The following is a 21475-nucleotide window of genomic DNA, read 5'->3' as shown; positions in this document are numbered from 1 at the left end:
TAAGAACAGGGGGAAGGTTAATGAGTCAATGGGGATACTTTGCAATATTCTTAGCTATAGCAATTATAACTAAGGGTTATGGATATTATAATAAAAAGAAAGGAAAGAAAAGGATAGATGAATAAAATAGTACAGGTTAAAAATGTACAGAAAAGCTTTGGGAATAATATAGCTCTTGATGATATTAGCGTTGATTTTAATGAAGGATGTATACATGGATTATTAGGTCATAATGGAGCTGGGAAAACAACATTAATAAGGATTATAGGGGGAACATATAAGCAAGATAAGGGAGAAGTAGAGGTATTGGGACTAAATCCAACTGATGATGGGTATGAGCTTAGAAAAAACATAGGTATTTTATCTGAAAATATGTCCATATATGATAGATTAAGTATTTATGATAATTTAATATTTTATGGAAGGCTTTATAATATAGAGAATAAAGAATTAAAGAATAGAATAGATAGTTATCTTAAGATGTTTCAAATTTCAGAGTTTAAAAATAAGCTTATTAAAGATTGTTCCACAGGGATAAAAAAGAAGGCAGGAATAATTAGGGCAATTATCAATGAACCAAAATTGCTTCTATTAGATGAGGCTTCTAATGGACTAGATCCTATAAGTAAAAGTGAATTTCATGAACTTATTGAGGAGCTAGTTAAAATGAAAAAAATCTCTGTGGTTTTATGTAGCCATGACTTAGAAGAAGTGAAGAAACTATGCGAATACATTACTATAATTAAAAAAGGAAAAATTGTATATAGTGATAATATTAATAGTTTATTAAGGAATAAAGAATCTATAGGAATTGTAATAAATACTATTCAAGATTTATATCAATTTAAAGAACAAATAGAAGAGGAATTAAAAAAGAATAAGGTTGATAATATAGAGTTTGATATGAATTCTATAAAGATGGAGATTGATAGTTTAAATGATATAAATAACATTCTAAAAATCTTTATGGAATATGACTTTAATATTGTAAATGTAGAACATGAAATATTTGATTTGAATAAACTTTATGTAGATAGCCATAGAGAGGAAAATGCAATATGATAAAAGCTATTATGGAAAAAGAAATAAAAGAATTATTAAAATCGAAAGAATTTATATCATATTATATAATGCTTATTGCTGTTATAGGGATTATTATACCTATATCTGCAAAAGAAAGTATATTGAACAGAAGTTGGTATATAATGGGATTTGTCTTTCAGATTATAGCCAGTATTATTCCATCAGGGTTAACAGCAGATTCTTTTGCCGGAGAAAAGGAACGAAAAACAATAGAAACACTTTTGCTCTCACCAGTACCATTGGCATATATTTTTTTAGGGAAGGTAATATATATAGTTATTGTAACTTTAAGTATTATAGCTATAATTTTTGGAATAAGCTACATATTATTTATAATAATGAATTTTATAGAATATAAAAATTTAGTTTTAAACTTCTATTCTTTCAAAGCTATATATTTTATATTTATTAATTCATTAATAGCATGTTTTTTTACTACTTTTCTAGGAGTTTTAATTTCTTTAAAGAGCAAAACCGTAAAGTCAGCAAATCTATTTAATTATTTTATAGCTATGCCTGTAATTGCACCAGTTCTAGGGAAGTTATATACTGGATCTATATCATGGGCTTTTATACTAGTATATCAGTTGATTTTATTGTGTGGTATCGGTTTATTATCACTGATAATTAAAAATAAATTTAAGGCATATTCTATATTAGAAAACATGTAGATATAAAATATTTTAGATGAATTAACTAGGTAGAGCTTAAGCTCTACTTTTTCTTTGCACATAAAGAGTAGCATATAAGAATATTATATTATGATGAATATAAAATAAATTAGTAATACTATAGGAAATTTGATACAATAATAAAGATATGGAGATTACATAAGGAGTGGTTTATTTGAAAAAAGAAGAAATGCAGAAAATGTTTGAAAATAAATCTTTTGGAAAAATATTATTAGATGAGCCAATGAGAAATCATACTACATTTAAAATCGGTGGACCAGCAGATGTAATGGTTATTCCATCTAATGAAGAGGAACTAATAGAAGTAATTAAATTCTCAAGAGAAAATAATATAGATTTTTTAATTATGGGTAATGGAAGCAATTTACTTGTTAGAGATGGTGGTATAAGAGGTGTTGTAATTAAAGTAAATGAAGGATTTAATAAAATAAAAGTAGATGAGACTAGGGTTTATTGTCAAGCTGGAGCCTTATTATCCACTACTAGCAAGGTAGCTTTAAAGCATAGTCTAAAAAACTTTGAGTTTGCATCTGGTATACCTGGTACCATAGGAGGAGCAATTACAATGAATGCAGGTGCCTATGGTGGGGAAATGAAAGATGTAGTGACAACAGTTAGAGCATTGGATAAAAATAATGAAATTAGGAAATATACAAATGAAGAGATGAATTTTAGATATAGAAATAGTAGGGTATGGGATGAAGGTTTGATTGTACTTGAAGTGGAGCTAAGCTTAGAAACTGGAGAATACTTAGCTATTGAAGAAACAATGAAAGATTTAACATATAAAAGAACATCAAAACAACCTCTTGAACTACCAAGTGGAGGTAGCACATTTAAGAGACCAGAAGGATATTTTGCTGGGAAATTAATAGAAGATGCAGGACTTCGTGGGCTAAGACATGGTGGAGCCCAAGTTTCAGAGAAACATTGTGGTTTTGTAGTCAATGTTGATAATGCAACTTGCAAGGATGTATTACAGCTGATTTCTGTTATACAAAAAGTAGTAAGAGATAAATTTAACGTAGAACTTGAAAGAGAGATAAAGCTATTAGGAGAGGATTAGATGATAAAGCTAATAGGAGATTATCATACTCACACTATTTATAGTAGTGGTTTTAGAAAAGAAGGTAAACATGCAATAGGTACCATTAGAGATAATGCAGAAGCTGCTTTAGCTAAGGGACTTAGTGAAATTGCAATCACTGAGCATGGACCTGGACATTATCTTTATGGTGTTAGGAAAAAAAGAATTCCTCTTATGAGAGATGAAATAGATAGATTGAATGAAGAATTTATGCCTAAGGGATTAAAGATTTTACTTGGGATAGAGTCCAATTTAGTAGGATTAGATGGAACTCTCGATGTAGATGAAAAACTCCTTAAATATATTGACTTCCTAATTATGGGATATCACTATGGTGCTACCCCAAAAACTTTAAAGGATGGCATAGGATTATATGTATTAAATCCAATATCTAAAATTTTTCATATAGGTAAGGAAAAAGCCAAGGAGTTAAATACCAGAGCATATATAAAAGCTTTAGGGAAATATCCTATAAATATGATTTCTCATCCAGGATCTAAGGCAGTAGTTGATATTGTAGAATTAGCTAGGGAGGCTAACAAATATGGTACGGCTCTGGAGATAAGTGCAAAACATAGCCAATTATCTGTAGAAAGCATTAAACTTTTATTAGATGTGGATGTTATTTATATGGTAAATAGTGATGCCCATAGACCAGAGGATGTTGGAAATGTTGAAAATGGAATAAGAAAAGCAAAAGAGGCAAATCTGCCTCTAGACAGAATAAAAAATATTGAGATAAACTAATGAGGTGTTTTTATGGAATTTTTATTGATTACTGGCATGTCAGGAGCTGGTAAATCTCAAGCAATGAAGGTAATGGAGGATATGAATTATTATTGTATGGATAATCTACCTCCTGCCCTTTTGGCGAAATTTGCGGAATTATGTTACAAATCTAGAAAAGATATAGATAAGGTAGCTGTAGTAGTTGATATTCGTTCTGGTGAATTCTTTGAACATCTCTTCAAAGGATTACAAGAATTAAATGATGGTGGAATGACACATAAAATTCTTTTCTTAGATGCAGCTGATAATGTATTGGTAAAGAGATATAAGGAGTTAAGGCGGCCTCATCCATTAAACCCAGAAGGAAGTATAATTGAAGGTATTAAAAAGGAAAGAGAGCTTTTAGAGAATGTGAAGGGAAGAGCAGATTATATAATAGATACATCTAATTTGACTTTAAGCATGCTAAAAGAAGAGATGTCAAATATATTTCTAGAAGGAAAAGGATCAAGAAATATATCTCTCTCGGTAATTTCTTTCGGTTTCAAGCATGGGACATTATTAGATGGTGATTTGATATTTGATGTACGATTTATTCCAAATCCTTTCTATATTCAAGAACTAAGAGAGTATACAGGAGAAGATGAAAATGTAAGAGATTATGTATTTAAATGGTCTCAAACCAATATATTTATATCTAAGGTTATAGATATGTTGGAATTCTTGATTCCTCATTATACAAGAGAGGGAAAAACTCAATTGATTGTAGGCATAGGATGTACAGGAGGTGTCCATAGATCTGTGGCAATAGCTAATGAAATAGCTGACATATTGGAAACAAATGGTCATAGGGTAGCAGTAAGCCATAGAGACTATAGATTAAAATAAAGGGGAATATTTATGAGAAGTTTTAAAGTAGAGAAAGAATTATCCATGGAACCTAAATTTGTAGTCATAGGTGGTGGTACAGGACTTTCCATTTTATTGAGAGGACTTAAAAAACTTACATCTAATATTACAGCTATAGTTACTGTGGCAGATGATGGTGGAGGATCAGGTATACTTAGAGAGGATCTAGGAATGCTTCCTCCGGGGGACATTCGTTCTTGTTTATTGGCTCTGGCTAATACGGAACCTACTATGGAGAAACTTTTACAGTATAGATTTACTGATGGGATACTAAAGGGTCAAAATTTTGGCAATTTATTTATAGCAGCTATGAATGAAATATATGGTAGTTTTGAGAAGGCAATAAAGGAGACAAGTAATGTACTGGCTGTAACTGGAAAGGTACTTCCTATGACTTTAGAAGACGTGAAGCTTTGCGCCGTTCTAGAAAATGGTGATATATTAAAGGGAGAATCCCATATCCCACTTGATGCAATGAGGGCTGGCAGCAGAATAGACTATATCTATACCGAGCCTAAGATATCTTATCCTTTAGATGAATCTGTGGAAGCAATTAATAATGCAGATTTAATAGTCCTTGGACCGGGAAGTTTATATACCAGTGTCATACCTAATCTTTTGGTGAACCATATAGTAGATACTATATATAATGCTAAAGCTCCAAAAGTATATATTACCAATTTAATGACTCAACCTGGAGAGACAGATGGATATGATGTATTAGACCATGTAAATGCAATACTAAAGCACAGTACATTAGATTTCTTAGACTATGTAATAGCAAATAAAGAAGAAATCCCTATAGATACTCTTGAGAAATATATAATGGATGGTTCTAAGCCAGTATTGATGGGAGCAGATGACGAAAAGATATTAAAAGCTAGAGATATAAAATTAATAGGTGAGAACTTAATAAATATTAGAAAAGATTATATTAGGCATGATAATATTAAACTTAGTAAGCTATTAATGGAAATAGCTAAAAAAGAAAAATAAGCAAAATGCTTATTTTTTTCTTTTAGTAAGAATAGATTATGGAAAAATAAAACTATATATAACCTTTTACTTTATATATGACTAAAGTCATATATAAAACATGACCCAAAATATTAACTGAGGTTGTAGAAATATTCTATATTTTCATATATACTATATGGGAATAGAGGAAGAGGTATATAGAGATTTAACAGCAAAAGAAATTATATAATTAATCTATTAACAATGGAATCGGAGGGATGATGGGATGGAGGCTGTGGAAGTTATTAATCTGACAAAGCATTATGAAACGGTTAAGGCAGTGGATGATATTTCTTTTAGAGTTGAAAAAGGAAGTATATGTGGAATACTTGGGCCAAATGGCTCGGGGAAAACTACAACTATTAAAAGCATTTGCAATTTAATAATTCCTGATAAGGGCGATATTAAGATATGTGGGAAAGACAACAAGAAGTCTACAAATCGAATTTCAGCCGTATTTGAAGGTACTAGAAATCTCTACTGGAGACTAACCCCAAGAGAGAACTTACGTTACTTTGCAGGTATAAGAGGATTGGGAGGAAAAAGACTAGAAAAAGACATAGATATGATATTAGATAGATTTAATTTGACAGATAAAAGAGATGTTATGGTAAACAACTTATCGAGAGGTATGCAGCAAAAGGTTGCTATAGCTATGACGTTAATCTGCAATACGGATGTTATTTTGCTAGATGAGCCCACTCTTGGTCTAGATGTCCAAAGTCATTCAGATATTAAGAATATTTTAATGGATATAACATCTGACTTAGATAAAACTATTTTGCTTAGTACTCACGATATGAATTTAGTTCAGGATATATGTGATTATGTAGTTGTTTTAAATAAGGGGAAAATAGTTGCAAAAGATAATATGGAAAATTTATTAAATATGTTTAAAACAATGACTTATGAAATTGTGCTTGCAGAAAGTCTCTCTGAAGAAAACAGGAATTTATTAATGGGATTAGATTATGGTTTTTATTTTATAAATAATGGATCCAAAATAGAAATAGATATATTGGATTTTCAAGATATATATAAAATCATAGAAGAATTAAAAAATATAAACATCCTTATAAAAGAGATAAAGCAGAAGGATATCAATTTTGAGAGAGTATATTTAAGTCTCACAGATGGGAAGGTGAGTTAATTGACTAAGTACTTTTATCTATTTAAAGTATCTATGGAAAAAACACTAAAGGAACTGAGCAGATATAAGTTTAATACAATCTCAGACATTATAATCTTTTATGTACTCTTTATGGCAATGTTTCTAGGAGTTAAAAGTTTTGGTATAAATTTTGGCATTTCCCCTATAGATATGGGGAGTAGCTTAGAAGGATTTATAGTAGGATATTTTTTATGGACAATTATGTTGATGGCTTATTCAGGTGCTGCTTATGGCATAATACATGATGCTAATAGGGGGACATTAGAGCAGCTAAATATGTCAGGTATAAAGCTTTCAACTATAGTGACTGTAAGGAGTCTTTCTGATTTGTTAGTAAACTTGATAATTTCTATTGTTCTATTATTTATTATTATGGTGACAACCAATTATCAACTTGAGATAAAGATATTTTCAATTTTGTTTCCTATATTTATAGGTATATTTAGTATATTAGGTATAGGGTTGATTTTTGGAGGCTTAGCACTTATTTTTAAAAAGATTCAATCTTTGCTAAATATAGTCCAATATTTTTTAATAGCTTTAGTTATGGTAAGTCCAGAAAATAAAATCATATACAATTTACTGCCTTTTAGACCTGCGGCAGATAAGGTTATGTTATCTATGAGGAAAGGATATTCATTTGCTGATTTCTCAATATATGATTATGGAATTATGGTAGGCAATTCTATTTTATATTTTAGCATAGGTTTAGTGGTATTTAATAAATGTGTTAAATTGGCTAAAAGGAAAGGGTTGTTAGGTCAATATTAGAGCAAGAAGAATTATAAACCTATAAACTATACTGATAGTAAGATAATATAAGATTGTTATCATAGAAATTCCTTGGATAAGAATTATATATCCAAGGAATTATTTATTTTATCAATATTTAAGTTTTTCTTAAATGTAGCACTAGAAGTAAATCTGCTTATTTTTTCTTTTCTTCTATTAATCTAGATATTATATTTCCAGCAGTTTTCTTAGTTAAAGTATCGTAATTTACTTGATAGTTTAACTCTCCAGCTAATTTTTTTATAGTTTCTACCTGTCTAGGAGTGGGAGGTTCTTCTTGATAAGTTGAATAGCCCTCTTCACCATCAGTCACAATAGAATCTTCAATAGATAACTCCTCTATCGCAGTCATCCCAACATTGGTTAGATCTCTAAGAACACGAGCTTTTGCACGAGTAGAAGCCATTCTAATTAAATGTGGAACCAAAGCTGAATTAACAGAATTAGGAGAAGCATCTCCTATATCTTGGAATCTTTCCTTATCAGTAGTAGCTACAGCTTTACATATGGCAGTCATATTATTTTCCTTAGTAGGTATCTGAATTATCTCAACCTCTATAGATATAAGATTTCTTTGATGAGCTAAATCAAGAAGCCCTTCATAGGTTACAAAAGACTTTCCTTGTAAATTTATAATAAATTTTTCATTTACAGTCATAATATCACCTCTCTAAATATATATTTCCCTTAGAAGAATAAAATAGTCATTTATAAGTGCCAGATGACACTGGGTAATTATGGCAATATTATATCATATAGTATACTGAAATTAGTAATAAAAGATAAGATAAATAATAGGGACATCTAGATTCACAAAGTGTATCATTCTTTTGTGAAAGAAATAGTATCAATCAAGTCCGTATATAATTGTTTATATAAGAATGATAAGATACACTGGAATATGTCGAATCATGTCTAAATATGTCTAGGAGTTAGTCAAATCAATGGATTGACAGTTTTTCCTATGGATGTTATACTGATTTTAGTAAAAATTTTGAAAAATATGAAATATAATGTCAATTTAAAAGTAAAGCAATAAATTATCTTAGCTCAAATGAATCAAGATAATTTATTACTTTAAAACTATTATGAGAGATAATGTATTTGGATTAAGGACAAGCTAAAATTAATAATGTTTACCTTAAATGATGGTACTACCTTTATATTATTCTAAAGGTTGATAAAGGAGAGTTGGATATGAGAAAAAAGATATCATTGATTCTACTAATACTTATTTTTGCATTATTCACCAATGGATGTGTTAAAGAAGTAAGCTTAATAGAAACAATGGGAGAATATTTTACAACCTATGAAAATGATAACATTAGCATAAAGATATATAATGCAGTGAAGGAAAAGGAAAATATCTATAATACTATTTTAGAGGATTTACAAAAAATCAACGGGTTTTCGCCAATACATAAGATAGAAATAGATATAGATGAAAAGAATGTTATACCTAAAGTAGAAGGTAGTATTAAATGTAATAGTAGATTTATAAATACAGAAGAATTTAAAAAAGAACTTATAAAAAGATCCTATGATATCTATGATAATTGGATATCAGAAGGACTATATTCAAAGATATTCGATGTAGAGAAAAAAGACCTAGAGTTATCTAAATACTATGAGAACCATGAATTTTCATTATTTGGAGCGAGATTCTTTGAGCCATTCGCATCTAAGGATGAAGTAGAAAATGTGCAAGCTGCATCAATTGATTTAGTTGAGTATCTAATAAAAAAGGGGAAGAAAGAGGAATTATTGAGAAATCAAGTATACATATCAGATATTGAAGAATGGGCAAATGATAGAAATATAGATTTATCTTATCAAAGAGGTATAGATAGTCTAATGAACAGGATGGAAGTGAATAAACTAAAACCAAATATATATTTAACTTTAAATACAAAGGAAGAAATCAATGGATTTACCATAGATATAAATACTATGGATGAACAATATGATACTGCAAAGAAAATTGAAGATGCCATATTAAAATTTGATGCAGATATAGTACGAATTAGAGAAGGAATAAAAAAAGATGCTCCTAATTTTTATAGAGATTATAGCCATGTAATAGAAAATATGCCTAAGATACACTATTATTTTGATATAGATGCATTGATTAATTCCGCAGAAGCTGAAAAAGATATAGTTCTTAAAAGTTTGTTAGCACAAATACATGAACATAATCACATATTAATAGGAAATTATTTTAAATCGAAGAAGAATAACAATGCCGTAAGACCACTTTTGTGGTTAGATGAAGGCATGGCAAATTATTTGGATGTTGCATATACAGATTCATCTAAATTTATAATAGAGGAAATGCTTAAATCAATTTCATATGCTAAAGAAAATGATAATAAATTAGATGAAGAAGCAAAAGAATTTATAGATATTATGTTTAAAGTCCTTAAGGAAAACAATATAGAAGTAAATAATCTAAATAAAGTAATGAAAGATAAGGATGGAAGAATAAATGCAACTACAATAATAAGCACAATGGGAGTAAAGTTTGGAAAATTTATCATACCAAAAGGGATTCTGAAAGATGATGAAGTTGGATTAAATATAAGTTCTCAAAATGTATGGCCTATGGGGACGGGAAATCATATTAATTATCGAGCTAATCAAAGTTTTACAAATTATTTAATACACGAATATGGATTAGAAAAACTTCTATATCTAATAGTTGAAGATTTCAGTACATTAACCTATGAAGAGTATTTTGGAAAAAGTTATGAAGAGCTTAAGGTTGATTGGATAGAGTATCTTAAAGAGAATATTAAAGCTATCGAATTGATACTTTGATATAAAAATTGTAGAAATGAAGTGCAAGGATGAAATCTTTGAATGATGTACTATGGAATAAAGATGGAGAAATAGGGGAAGAAGGGAAAAATAACGAGTATCAACCAATGGGAGAACCTCCTATGTTGACTGATAATTGTGCATGTGCTTATGGAGATGGAGGGCCGTGTTTCACTCCATTTTTTGGCATTCAGAAAATGTGTGATTAATAAAGTCTGAATATTAAATGAATAAAGGTGAATTTAACACCTTTATTCATTTAATATTAGCCTGTGAATAAATACAGTTAAAAAATAGGAATCATTTACTCTATAACATTATAAGGAGAAAATAATATGAGGAAAAAGATATCATTGATTCTACTAATACTTGTTTTTATATTGTTCACTAATGGATGTGTTAAAGAAGTAAGCTTAATAGAAACTAAAGGGGATTACTTTACAACATATACAAATGATAGTATCAGCATAAAAATATCCAATACAGTAAAAGACGAGGAAAATATCTATAATACTATTTTAGAAAGTTTACAAAAGATCAACGGATTTTCACCAATAGAAAAGATAGAAATAGATATAGATGAGAAACACGTTATACCTAAAGTAGAAGATAGTATTAAATGTAATAGCAATTTTGCAGGGACAGAAGAGTTTAAAAAAGAACTTATAAAAAAATCCTATGATATATATGATAATTGGATTTCAGAAGGACTTTATGTAAAGATATTCGATGTAGAAGAAAAAGACCTAGAGTTTTCTAAATACTATGAAAATCATGAATTCTCATTATTCGGAGCAAGGTTTTTTGAACCATTTTCATCGAATGATGAAGTGGAAAACATTAAATCTGCATCAGTTGATTTAGTAGAGTATCTAATAAAAAAGGGTAAGAAAGAGGAATTATTGAAGAATCAAATAGATATATCAGATATAGAAGAATGGGGAAAAGACAAGAATATAGACGTATCCTATCAAAGAAGCATAGATGGTCTAATGAACAGGATGGAAGTAAATAACTCAAAGCCAAATATATATTTAACTATAAATACAAAGAAAAGCATTAATGGATTTATCATAGATATACAGACTATAGATGAGCAATATGATACTGCTAAAAAGATTGAAAAGGTCATACTGGATTTTGATTCAGATATAGTAAGAATAAAAGAAGGAATAAAAAAAGATGCACCTAATTTTTACAATGACTATAGTCTTGCAATAGAAAATGTTCCAAAGATACATTATTATTTTGATATAAATGCAAAGATCAATTTTGCAGAAATAGGACAAGGAAAAATAGTTCTTAAAGGTTTACTATCCCAAGCACATGAATATAGTCATATATTAATAGTTGATCCATTTTGGGAACATAATATAAAGGTTGATAAGCCTAGATGGTTAGATGAAGGTATGGCAAATTATTTGGATTTTGCATATTCAGATTCATCTAGATTACAAATAAAAAGGATACTCCATTCAATAGTAGAGATAAAAGGAAATGAAGGTGAGCTAAGCAGAGAAGAAAAGATATTCTATGATAATTTGAATGGAATTCTTGTGGCAAACAATATTGTGCTAAGCGATCTAGATGAGATTATGAGACATAAGGATGAAAAGATAAAGGTATCTACAATATTAGGTGCCGCAGGAATAAATTTTTCGAAGTATTTAACCTCAGAACAGATTGATGAAGGGACAGTTTTTGGTAAGGATGGAGAAGTAATTTATCAAAAGCAATGGCCTATGGGTAAGGGAAATTATATTGACTATGATGCCAATCGAAGTTTTACAAATTATTTAATAGAAGAATATGGACTAGAAAAACTATTATATCTAATGGTTGAAGATTTCACTACACTGACCTATGAAGAGTACTTCGGTAAAAGTTATGAAGAGCTTAAGGTTGATTGGATAGAGTATCTTAAAGAGAATATTAAAGCTATCGAATTGATGCTTTGATATAAAAAGATTATCAAAGTTATATGAATCTTATACCATAGTAAAAAATAAGCTCCAGATTAATTTGGAGTCAGATTGATGATAGCCCCATAATTTTTTCTTGAATTATGAGGTTATCATTATTTTATCTAAGTTTATACTATAGATAAACAAGTTCAGAGATTAAACTATTTATAATAAGATCTAGCATTAGCAAGAGATCTGGTTTCAGCTGGTGCAAGTATATTGCTGAATAATTTTGCCACCAAGGGAGTTATCCATTCTATTTTAGAGAGCATCTAGAAAAAGTTTGTGTTAAAATAAAAAATTAGAATTTAATGGACAGTTTTGTGTAGAATATGACAGGATTAAATTTCCTATACATGGTATGATGCATATGGAGGTGAAAACAATGGAGTGGACAGAAAGTATAAGAGGTGTAATTGGATACATTGAAAATCATTTGCTGGATCATATCGGCGCCGAGGATGTAGCAAATGAAGTTCACATGTCATCTTTCTATCTTCAGAAGGGGTTTAAGTTTATGACTGGTTATTCTATCGGTGAATATATCAGATACCGGAGATTGTATCTTGCGGCATTGGATGTTATTGTAGATAAGGAGAAGACGATAGAAATTGCCTACAAGTATGGATATGATACTCCAGAGAGTTTTACAAAAGCTTTCAATCGATTTCATGGATGTTCTCCTATGCAACTGAAAAAAGATATAAGCGGGATGAATGTATTTTTACCTGTGAAGATTAAAATAACGATTCAAGGAGGAAATGAGATGGATTATGTAGTAGAAAAAATGCAGGGGTTTAAGGTAATTGGATTCGAGAGAGAATTTTCTTTCGATAATTCGTATGAGGAAATTCCAGAATTCTGGGATGAGTTTTGTGAAAAGCATATGACACCTTTATCTGGGAAGGAAAAACCTGAAGGAGAGATTCAGCAGGTAATTTCCGATTGTTGTATAGGTGAATATGGGATTTGTATTGACAATATTGGGGAAGAAGGAAAGTTCCGCTATCTGATTGCAGGTACATATCATGGCGGAAATGTACCGAATGGAATGATTGTGTTTGAGTTTCCAGACATGGAATGGGCAAAGTTTACTTGTTCGGGACCTATGCCAGGAGCATTGCAATCCGTGAATACGAAAATATTTAATGAGTGGCTTCCAGGAAATCCTGATTATGAGATAGCGATGGGCGCTAATATAGAGTGGTATGCACAGGGGGATATCAGAGCAGTTGATTATGAAAGTGAAATATGGATACCGGTTTCTAAGAAACGCAAGTAAAAGACTTCCAATTTGTTGTGAAGATTATAAGTATAATCTTCCTGACAACTTTTAGCTTGGATTAATTCAGTTGTAAGGGGATATTTCATAACTAATTAATTAGCTATGAAATATCCCCTTTATTATACTTATTTAGTCAAATAAGCTATTCCAAGATTTATTGTATTTTCTATAGCTTCAATATGAGTTCTTTCAAAGCTATGAGAAGCATCAACTCCAGGGCCGATTAAACCAACTTTAAAATCATATCCTGCCCTAAGAGCTGCTGAACCATCAGAGCCATAGAATGGATAGATATCTATTTTATAATTTAAGTTTTCTTCTTTAGCTAAATCAATAAGTCTCTTTCTAAGCTCAAGATCATATGGGCCAGTGCTATCCTTAGCACAAATTGTAACTGAGAATTCATCTGATGTCTGACCTTCTCCAGGAGCTGCCATGTCTATTGCTATAAATTCAAAGGTTTTTTCTGGTATAGAAGCAGATGCACCATGACCAACTTCCTCATAAGTAGATATAAAGAAATTAGTTGTATAATTAGGTGTGATATTATTATCCACTAAATGCTTAGCGATACCAAGTATAGATATAACTCCAGCCTTATCATCTAGATGTCTTGATTTTATAAAACCTGATTCAGTGACGGCTACTCTTGGGTCAAAGTATACAAAATCTCCTACATTTATGCCAAGCTTTAGAGTATCCTCCTTAGAAAAAACCTTTTCATCTATTCTTATTTCCATATTATCAGAATTTCTTTCTATGGTTTTAGTTCCTTCACCATGGACATGAGATGAAGCCTTAGTGGTCATTATAGTGCCAGTATAAGTTTTTCCATCTAAGGTTTCAACAGTTACATGTTCACCCTCTATGGTGTTCCATACATAGCCACCTAATTGAGTAATCTTAAGTCTTCCATTTCCTTTTATTTCCTTTACCATACCGCCTAAAGTATCCACATGACCAGATAATGTTACTTCTTTATCCTTGTTCTTTCCTTCTATAGTGGCAATTAAAGCACCTTTTGTAGTTCGTTTTGTTACTATTCCCAGTTCTTTGAATTTTTCTTCTACAAATGATACAGCTTTTTCTGTATTTCCAGTAGGACTTGGAATTTTTAGTAATTCTTCTAAATTTTTAACTATATATTTCATATTATAATGCCCCCTTTTTTAATATATCTATGTATATATTATATTGAGATTATAATTATAAGTCAAAATCATTTAGCAAATCTAGGAATAATATAGTATAATTAAATTAGTATGTTTTTAGGGAATAATCTAATTAATATATTGGGAGTTGGTTTCAATGATTGAAGAAGTAAGTTCTGGAGGTGTTGTGATATTTGGCAATACCATATTGCTATTAAAGAAATTTAATGGAGATTGGGTATTACCTAAAGGTAGAGTAGAAAAAAATGAGAGTATAAAGGATGCTGCCTTAAGAGAAGTATTAGAAGAATCTGGCGTAAAGGCTGAGGTAGTTAGATATATAGGCATGGTCCATTATAAATATAAAAATCTAAAGGAAGATGAAATGGTTTATAAAACCGTTCATTGGTATCTAATGAAAACCAACAGTATGGATTGTACTCCTCAAAAAAAAGAAGGGTTTATTGACGCTTTATTTGTTCATATAGATAAGGCTAGAGATTTAGTAAGATATCAGGATGAAAAAGATATGATTATCAAAGGATTAAAGATGTTGTAAATAGAGATAATGGGGTGATTTGATGTCATTTTCGGCAACGACTAAAAATGAATTGTCAAGAATACCTTTAGCTGATAGTTGTTGCTCTATAGCAGAACTTGCAGCTCTTGTTAGGATGAATGGAACTATACAAATATCAGGAATGAAGAAGATAAACTTAAAATTCACTACTGAAAATGCAGCTATTGCTAGAAGAATATTTTCATTATTAAAAACTATCTACGATACTGATGTAGAAGTTATGGTCAGAAGAAATAAACAACTTAAAAAAAATAATAATTACTTAATAGTGATTAATAATAAGGATATATCAAAAAAGATATTAGAGGATGTAGGATTTATTAGAGGAGAATCAAGTTTTTTTAATCCCAATTTCATGATTCCAGAGGAACTAATAAAAAATAGATGCTGTAAGCGCGCTTATATTAGAGGAGCTTTTCTAGGCGGAGGTTCTATTAGCAATCCAGAAAAAACCTATCATTTAGAATTTGTAACGAGCAACGAAGAACATGCTGTAGACTTATCTAATGTAATCAATTCCTTTGGATTAAATTCAAAAATAGTAACTAGGAAGGAAAATTATGTAGTATATATCAAAGAAGGTGAGCAAATAGTAGATCTATTAAATATTATAGGAGCTCATCAAGCACTCTTAAAGCTTGAAGATATCCGAGTTTTAAAAAATGTAAGAAATAATATTAATAGAATAGTAAATTGTGAAACTGCAAATTTAAGTAAAACTATAGATGCTTCCATGAGACAGGTGGAAAATATTAAATATATTGAAAATACCATTGGTTTAGAAAGATTACCTGATAATTTGAGAGAGGTAGCAGAGCTTAGATTGGAATATAGCGATGCAAGCCTAAAGGAACTTGGTATGATGCTTAATCCATCAGTTGGAAAATCAGGAGTAAATCATAGATTTAAAAAAATAGAAGAACTTGCAGATAGATTGAGAGGAGATAGAAGAAATGTCTAGTATAATAGTAACAAATAACCCATATGTATATGAAAAATATAAGGATAAAATGGAGATGCTTTATAAAGAGGATTGTAATTACATACAAATCCTAGAATTTTTAAGAGATAAAATCCATGAGGGGCATCAATTACTTACTCATCCATTATCAGGCAGTATAAAACCGAATGAAACACCTTATAAAACTATTATGATTTCCAAGGAAAAAGGAAGTCTAGACCAACAAGGCATATTAATAGTTGAAGAAAGTATAGAGACAGCAAAGAAATTTCAGTCAAATAAACCTACTCCAGAGTGGACTGAAAGAGTATTAGATGATTTTAGAGTCATAGATTTATCCTTAATAGAAAATGTAATTGATAAGCTAGGACATAGATAAGCAACTAACAAACGACAATTAAACAAATAATAACAAAAAGATTTCCTTATATATAGGGAAATCTTTTGTTTTATGATAGAATATATCTATGAGATAGACAATAGAGAGGGATATTTTATGAGTTATGAAAATAAGTTTGTTCACTTACACGTCCATACAGAATATAGTCTGTTAGATGGATCTATTAAAATAAAAAATTTAATGGCTAGAGTAAAGGAACTAGGTATGGAGTCCATTGCTATAACTGACCACGGCTCTATGTTCGGTGTTATTCAATTTTATAAAGAGGCTAAGAATAAAGGTATTAAACCAATCTTAGGCTCTGAAGTCTATATAGCGATGGATAAATATACAGATAGAGAGCCAAAGGATAAAAATCAATATCATTTAGTACTTCTTGCAGAAACTAATGAAGGATATCAAAACTTGATGAAAATAGTGTCTGAGGGATATGTGAATGGTTTTTATTATAAACCAAGGGTAGATCATAGTATTCTTAGGAAATATAGTAAAGGAATCATAGCACTATCTGCATGCTTAGGTGGGGAAATATCACAGCATATACTCAATAATAATGTAGAAAAAGCAAAGGAAATTGCTTTAACATATAAGGATATATTTGGAGAAAATAATTTTTTCATAGAACTTCAAGATTATGGACTTGAAGAGCAAAGAATGGTTAATAGAGAATTAATAAGGATATCTCAAGAAACAGATATACCTTTAGTAGCTACCAATGATGTCCATTATCTAAAAAAGGAAGACGCAGTAGTTCATGATGTGTTACTATGTATTCAAACGGCTAGAACAGTAGATGAAGAAGATAGAATGAAATTCCCTACAAATGAATTTTATCTTAAATCTCCAGAAGAAATGAAAAATATTTTCAGTGATCATTTAGAGGCTTTAGAAAATACTGTAAAGATTAGCCATAGATGTAATGTAGAACTAGACTTTGATACATTGCATTTACCAGAATATAAGGTGCCAGATGGATTCACTAATGAGGAGTATCTAAGGCATCTTACTGTAGAAGGATTGAAGGAAAGATATAAGGAAATAACTGAGGAAATAGAAGAACGATTTGATTATGAGTTTAATACTATTATTCAAATGGGATATACTGATTATTTTCTTATAGTATGGGATTTTATTAAATTTGCTAAAGATAATGGCATTATGGTAGGTCCAGGTAGGGGTTCTGCTGCCGGTAGTATTGTATCATATGCTTTAGGCATTATAGATATAGATCCCTTACAGTATGGACTAATATTTGAAAGATTTTTAAATCCTGAGAGAATATCTATGCCAGATATAGATATAGATTTCTGCTATGAAAGACGTGAAGAAGTTATCCAATATGTAGTTGATAAGTACGGAATAGATCATGTGGCACAAATAGTTACCTTTGGTACTATGGCAGCTCGTGGTGCCATAAGAGATGTAGGTAGAGCTATAAACATGCCCTATGGACAAGTGGATTATATAGCAAAGCAGATACCTATGGAAATAGGAATGACCATATCTAAAGCCTTGGAAGTAAATAAGGTTTTAAGAGATACTTATTATGATGATGAAGAAGTCGAAAACCTTATAGATCTAGCAAAAGCCGTAGAAGGATTGCCTAGACATACATCTACTCATGCAGCGGGAGTAGTTATATCCAAGGAACCTGTGACAAATTATGTACCTTTATTAAGAAATGGAGAAGCAATAACTACACAGTTCAATATGATTGAATTAGAAGAATTAGGACTATTAAAGATGGATTTTTTAGGGCTAAGAACTTTAACTGTAATAAGAGATGCAGTTAATCTAATAGAAGCAAATCATAAAGTAAAAATTGATTTTAATGAAATAAATTATGAAGATTCGTTGGTACTTGAAATGTTTGCTAAGGCTGAGACATTAGGCATATTTCAGTTTGAGTCTCCGGGCATGAGAGCCTTTTTAAAAGAGTTAAAACCTAATATGTTTGAAAACCTTATAGCTGCCAACTCTCTTTTTAGACCTGGACCGATGAATCAGATACCTACATTTGTTGCATGTAAGCATGATTCATCAAAAATAGAATATCTTCATCCAAAACTAGAGCATATTCTAGATGTTACCTATGGTTGTATAGTATATCAAGAACAGGTAATGCAAATAGTTAGGGATATTGGTGGATATTCCATGGGTAGAGCCGATTTAGTAAGGCGTGCTATGGGCAAAAAGAAAATGGATGTAATGGAAGAAGAAAGAAGAAATTTCATCTATGGTCAAGTCGATGAAAACGGAGATGTTGCCTTATCTGGAGCCATAAGAAACGGAGTAGATGAAAAAACCGCATCAAAGATTTATGATTTAATGATAGATTTTGCTAACTATGCTTTTAATAAAAGCCATTCTGCTGCATATGCAATAGTAGCTTATAGAACTGCTTGGCTTAAATACTATTACCCTGTAGAATTTATGGCAGCACTTATATCTTCGGTTATGGGTAGTACAAATTCCGTATCCCTTTATATACAAGAATGTAAAAGGCTTGGAATAGAAATCCTATCTCCTGATGTAAATGAATCCTATAGTAAATTTACTGTTTCAGAAGGTAAAATTAGATTTGGGCTTTCAGCAGTAAAAAATGTAGGTGAGAACTTTATAAAGGCGGTCGTCAAAGCTAGAGAATCAGGAAGATTTAAAGGATTTACAGATTTTATTGAAAGGATAGAAAAGGTAGATTCATCTGTAATGAATAAAAGGGCAGTTGAATCCCTAATTAAATGCGGGGCAATGGACAGTTTAGGAGCAAATAGAGCACAATTACTATCTATATTTGAAAAAACAATAGATGGGATTCACGCTGATAGAAAGAGAAATATAGAGGGACAATTTTCAATATTTGATACAATAGATGAAAATAATTCAAAAGATCATCTGCCTGATTTAAAAGAATTTCCACAGAATATGTTGCTTACAATGGAAAAGGAAATGGTAGGCATATATATATCAGGACATCCTTTAGAACCTTATAAATCTGAAATTGAAAGGGTTTCTACTATGACTACTTTTGATTTAAGAAACAGTGAAGAAGAAATGGGCGGAGATTTAGATGGACTAAGGGATGGAGAAAGGGTCGTCATTGGTGGTATAATTATTGAAAAGAAGAATATGATAACTAAAAACAATAATATGATGGCATTTATTACACTAGAAGATCTATATGGAACCATTGAGTGTATAGTATTTCCAACTACTTTTGAAAGATATAATAAACTTTTAAAAGAAGACGGATTAGTTGTTATAGAGGGTAAAGTTAGCACTTCTGAAGTAGAAGAACCTAAAATAATAGTTGAGAGAATTTCTGAGCTAAATATGTATAAAAAGGGGAAGATATACTTAAAGATATCTTCAAATAGCTCAACTGACACTTTTAATAGAATTAAGGATACTCTAAAAAAATATAGTGGAGATACACCAGTATATTTATATTTAGAAAAAGAGAAGAAAACTGTTGTAGCAGACAGAACACTATGGATTGATATAGGAGAACAGAACGTAATAATCGAGCTGAAAAAATTACTCGGTGAAGAATCAGTAAAAATTTCTTAAGTTTTTTAATTGTGAACTGCGTAAGTGCCCACTGGGTATAAACTGTGAATTGTGAATTTTATAAAGGAGTGCTTTTATATGTGGACGGCTGTTTATATGGCTACAGGATTAAATAATGCACATGAAGTAGAACAAAAACTTAAGGCAGAAGGTTTTCTTGTGAAAATAAAATACTTTGCTCAAGAAGGAGAGGAAGAACTTTATGAAATATTAGCTCCAGAGTTTGAGGCAGAAGATATTCAAGAAGCCATGATAGAATTGGGAATAATTTAGTTTTTAAATAAGGGGGAATTTTATGAAGACTATAGGAGTATTAACTAGTGGCGGAGATGCCCCAGGTATGAATGCTGCTATAAGAGCTGTAGTTAGAGCAGGAATATTTAATGATTTCAGAGTGATGGGAATAAGACAAGGATATAGTGGTTTGATAAATGGTGATATAGATGACATGAATCTCTCATCTGTTGCAGATATAATACATAGGGGTGGAACTATGCTTAGATCTGCTAGGTCTGATGAATTTAAGACTAAGGAAGGCTTTAAAAAGGCATTAAATGTGTTGAAAGTATTTGGTATAGATGGACTGGTAGTATTAGGTGGAGATGGAACTCTTAAAGGTGCTAAAGAACTATCAAATGCAGGTATACCAACTATTGGTATACCGTGTACGATTGATAATGATTGTGGATTTTCAGATTTCACCATTGGCTTTTTTACAGCTGTAGAAACTGTAGTAGATGCCATATCTAAAATTAGAGATACCTCTACATCCCATGGAAGAGCTAATGTTATTGAAGTAATGGGCAGACACTGTGGTGATATTGCATTATATGCAGGTCTTGCAGGTGGGGCTGAAAGTATAATAGTACCAGAGGTAGAGTTTAATATAGATGAAGTATGCAAAAAGGCAATTCAAGGTAAAAATAGAGGGAAATTACATCATATAATTGTCCTAGCAGAAGGAGTAGGTAATGCCTATGATGTATCTAAGTCCATTGAAGAGAAAACAGGAATAGATACTCGAGTTACAATTCTAGGATATATTCAAAGAGGTGGAAGTCCTACCTCCTATGATAGGATTGTAGCTAGTAAAATGGGGATTAAGGCAATAGATTTGCTAAAGGAAGGAAAAACAGGGAGAGCGTTGGGTATCAAATGTAATCAGATAATAGATATAGATATTAATGAGGCCTTGGAAATAAAGAAAGAATTTGACACTGAAATGTATAATACTGCAAAGATATTATCCATATAATATTTAAAACTA

At 30.7% G+C, this 21475-nt stretch carries 20 protein-coding genes; 18 read left to right on the top strand and 2 right to left on the bottom strand.

From position 1 onward, the window contains the following. The first annotated feature begins 117 nt into the window (after window positions 1-117). From KQI38_RS06445 to KQI38_RS06410, 8 genes are all read left to right on the top strand, one after another. Complete coding sequence (locus KQI38_RS06445; protein ID WP_216557110.1) at window positions 118-1062, top strand: ABC transporter ATP-binding protein; 945 nt, start codon at window positions 118-120, stop codon at window positions 1060-1062. Further along, window positions 1059-1754, top strand: coding sequence for an ABC transporter permease (locus tag KQI38_RS06440; RefSeq protein WP_216557108.1), 696 nt, complete (start codon window positions 1059-1061; stop codon window positions 1752-1754). The genes KQI38_RS06445 and KQI38_RS06440 overlap by 4 nt, the downstream gene beginning before the upstream one ends. Window positions 1755-1929: 175 nt before the next feature. Further along, window positions 1930-2841, top strand: coding sequence for a UDP-N-acetylmuramate dehydrogenase (gene murB, locus KQI38_RS06435; protein ID WP_420857131.1), 912 nt, complete (start codon window positions 1930-1932; stop codon window positions 2839-2841). Beyond that, entirely contained in the window at window positions 2842-3609 is a 768-nt protein-coding gene (locus KQI38_RS06430) for a PHP domain-containing protein (RefSeq protein ID WP_246565647.1), read from the top strand. Between the two features lie 12 nt (window positions 3610-3621). Further along, window positions 3622-4479, top strand: coding sequence for an RNase adapter RapZ (gene rapZ / locus KQI38_RS06425; RefSeq protein WP_216557105.1), 858 nt, complete (start codon window positions 3622-3624; stop codon window positions 4477-4479). Window positions 4480-4491: 12 nt separating this feature from the next. Then, window positions 4492-5496, top strand: coding sequence for a gluconeogenesis factor YvcK family protein (locus KQI38_RS06420; RefSeq protein ID WP_216557102.1), 1005 nt, complete (start codon window positions 4492-4494; stop codon window positions 5494-5496). A 247-nt stretch (window positions 5497-5743) separates the two neighbouring features. After that, window positions 5744-6667, top strand: a complete 924-nt coding sequence (locus KQI38_RS06415) for an ABC transporter ATP-binding protein (RefSeq protein WP_216557099.1) — start codon at window positions 5744-5746, stop codon at window positions 6665-6667. Continuing rightward, window positions 6668-7459: an ABC transporter permease gene (locus tag KQI38_RS06410; RefSeq protein WP_216557097.1), complete on the top strand. Its 792-nt coding sequence runs from the start codon at window positions 6668-6670 to the stop codon at window positions 7457-7459. It begins immediately after the preceding gene. Between the two features lie 157 nt (window positions 7460-7616). Here KQI38_RS06410 and KQI38_RS06405 read toward each other — a convergent pair whose 3' ends face one another. Next, a complete protein-coding gene (locus tag KQI38_RS06405; RefSeq protein WP_094900928.1) occupies window positions 7617-8138 on the bottom strand; it encodes a hypothetical protein in 522 nt (173 codons plus the stop codon). 539 nt (window positions 8139-8677) lie between these two features. Between KQI38_RS06405 and KQI38_RS06400 the strand changes: the two genes are divergently transcribed. The 4 genes from KQI38_RS06400 (at window position 8678) to KQI38_RS06385 (ending at window position 13543) form a co-directional block, all read left to right on the top strand. Next, the gene (locus KQI38_RS06400; RefSeq protein WP_216557094.1) at window positions 8678-10297 is read left to right on the top strand and encodes a hypothetical protein; all 1620 of its coding nucleotides are present in this window, start codon (window positions 8678-8680) and stop codon (window positions 10295-10297) included. A gap of 38 nt (window positions 10298-10335) precedes the next feature. After that, a complete protein-coding gene (locus tag KQI38_RS06395) occupies window positions 10336-10506 on the top strand; it encodes a hypothetical protein (RefSeq protein ID WP_216557091.1) in 171 nt (56 codons plus the stop codon). A 126-nt stretch (window positions 10507-10632) separates the two neighbouring features. Further along, complete coding sequence (locus KQI38_RS06390; protein WP_216557088.1) at window positions 10633-12255, top strand: hypothetical protein; 1623 nt, start codon at window positions 10633-10635, stop codon at window positions 12253-12255. Window positions 12256-12646: 391 nt separating this feature from the next. Beyond that, window positions 12647-13543 carry an AraC family transcriptional regulator gene (locus KQI38_RS06385; RefSeq protein ID WP_216557084.1) on the top strand — a complete coding sequence of 299 codons (897 nt, stop codon included), beginning with the start codon at window positions 12647-12649 and terminating at the stop codon, window positions 13541-13543. Between the two features lie 128 nt (window positions 13544-13671). Here the strand turns inward: KQI38_RS06385 and KQI38_RS06380 are convergent, their stop codons facing one another. Further along, the gene (locus KQI38_RS06380) at window positions 13672-14697 is read right to left on the bottom strand and encodes a M42 family metallopeptidase (RefSeq protein WP_216557081.1); all 1026 of its coding nucleotides are present in this window, start codon (window positions 14695-14697) and stop codon (window positions 13672-13674) included. A 157-nt stretch (window positions 14698-14854) separates the two neighbouring features. Between KQI38_RS06380 and KQI38_RS06375 the strand changes: the two genes are divergently transcribed. The 6 genes from KQI38_RS06375 (at window position 14855) to pfkA (ending at window position 21463) form a co-directional block, all read left to right on the top strand. Continuing rightward, window positions 14855-15256: an NUDIX hydrolase gene (locus KQI38_RS06375; protein WP_216557079.1), complete on the top strand. Its 402-nt coding sequence runs from the start codon at window positions 14855-14857 to the stop codon at window positions 15254-15256. 22 nt (window positions 15257-15278) lie between these two features. Further along, window positions 15279-16238 (top strand): DNA-binding protein WhiA, encoded by a 960-nt coding sequence (whiA, locus tag KQI38_RS06370; protein WP_094900938.1) that lies wholly within the window; start codon window positions 15279-15281, stop codon window positions 16236-16238. Beyond that, a complete protein-coding gene (locus tag KQI38_RS06365; protein WP_216557077.1) occupies window positions 16231-16617 on the top strand; it encodes a GrdX family protein in 387 nt (128 codons plus the stop codon). The genes whiA and KQI38_RS06365 overlap by 8 nt, the downstream gene beginning before the upstream one ends. A 117-nt stretch (window positions 16618-16734) precedes the next feature. After that, window positions 16735-20208 (top strand): DNA polymerase III subunit alpha, encoded by a 3474-nt coding sequence (locus KQI38_RS06360; protein WP_216557074.1) that lies wholly within the window; start codon window positions 16735-16737, stop codon window positions 20206-20208. A 78-nt stretch (window positions 20209-20286) separates the two neighbouring features. Further along, window positions 20287-20481 carry a hypothetical protein gene (locus KQI38_RS06355; RefSeq protein WP_216557072.1) on the top strand — a complete coding sequence of 65 codons (195 nt, stop codon included), beginning with the start codon at window positions 20287-20289 and terminating at the stop codon, window positions 20479-20481. 22 nt (window positions 20482-20503) lie between these two features. Further along, a complete protein-coding gene (pfkA, locus tag KQI38_RS06350) occupies window positions 20504-21463 on the top strand; it encodes a 6-phosphofructokinase (protein WP_094900944.1) in 960 nt (319 codons plus the stop codon). The last annotated feature ends 12 nt before the right edge of the window (window positions 21464-21475 follow it).

Origin of the sequence: Tissierella carlieri (assembly GCF_018917285.1) — a bacterium.
Taxonomy (GTDB): Bacteria; Bacillota; Clostridia; order Tissierellales; family Tissierellaceae; genus Tissierella; species Tissierella carlieri.
The sequence above is the reverse complement of the archived record's forward strand: the minus strand, read 5'-3'. Positions and strand labels throughout refer to the sequence as shown.

Coding starts and splice junctions, on each gene's coding strand:
- KQI38_RS06355 (WP_216557072.1), top strand. CDS start 20,287: ATGTGGACGGCTGTTTATATGGCTACAGGATTAAATAATGCACATGAA.
- whiA (WP_094900938.1), top strand. CDS start 15,279: ATGTCATTTTCGGCAACGACTAAAAATGAATTGTCAAGAATACCTTTA.
- KQI38_RS06385 (WP_216557084.1), top strand. CDS start 12,647: ATGGAGTGGACAGAAAGTATAAGAGGTGTAATTGGATACATTGAAAAT.
- KQI38_RS06445 (WP_216557110.1), top strand. CDS start 118: ATGAATAAAATAGTACAGGTTAAAAATGTACAGAAAAGCTTTGGGAAT.
- KQI38_RS06380 (WP_216557081.1), bottom strand. CDS start 14,697: ATGAAATATATAGTTAAAAATTTAGAAGAATTACTAAAAATTCCAAGT.
- rapZ (WP_216557105.1), top strand. CDS start 3,622: ATGGAATTTTTATTGATTACTGGCATGTCAGGAGCTGGTAAATCTCAA.
- KQI38_RS06440 (WP_216557108.1), top strand. CDS start 1,059: ATGATAAAAGCTATTATGGAAAAAGAAATAAAAGAATTATTAAAATCG.
- KQI38_RS06430 (WP_246565647.1), top strand. CDS start 2,842: ATGATAAAGCTAATAGGAGATTATCATACTCACACTATTTATAGTAGT.
- KQI38_RS06360 (WP_216557074.1), top strand. CDS start 16,735: ATGAGTTATGAAAATAAGTTTGTTCACTTACACGTCCATACAGAATAT.
- KQI38_RS06415 (WP_216557099.1), top strand. CDS start 5,744: ATGGAGGCTGTGGAAGTTATTAATCTGACAAAGCATTATGAAACGGTT.
- KQI38_RS06375 (WP_216557079.1), top strand. CDS start 14,855: ATGATTGAAGAAGTAAGTTCTGGAGGTGTTGTGATATTTGGCAATACC.
- KQI38_RS06405 (WP_094900928.1), bottom strand. CDS start 8,138: ATGACTGTAAATGAAAAATTTATTATAAATTTACAAGGAAAGTCTTTT.
- KQI38_RS06420 (WP_216557102.1), top strand. CDS start 4,492: ATGAGAAGTTTTAAAGTAGAGAAAGAATTATCCATGGAACCTAAATTT.
- KQI38_RS06400 (WP_216557094.1), top strand. CDS start 8,678: ATGAGAAAAAAGATATCATTGATTCTACTAATACTTATTTTTGCATTA.
- KQI38_RS06390 (WP_216557088.1), top strand. CDS start 10,633: ATGAGGAAAAAGATATCATTGATTCTACTAATACTTGTTTTTATATTG.
- pfkA (WP_094900944.1), top strand. CDS start 20,504: ATGAAGACTATAGGAGTATTAACTAGTGGCGGAGATGCCCCAGGTATG.
- KQI38_RS06365 (WP_216557077.1), top strand. CDS start 16,231: ATGTCTAGTATAATAGTAACAAATAACCCATATGTATATGAAAAATAT.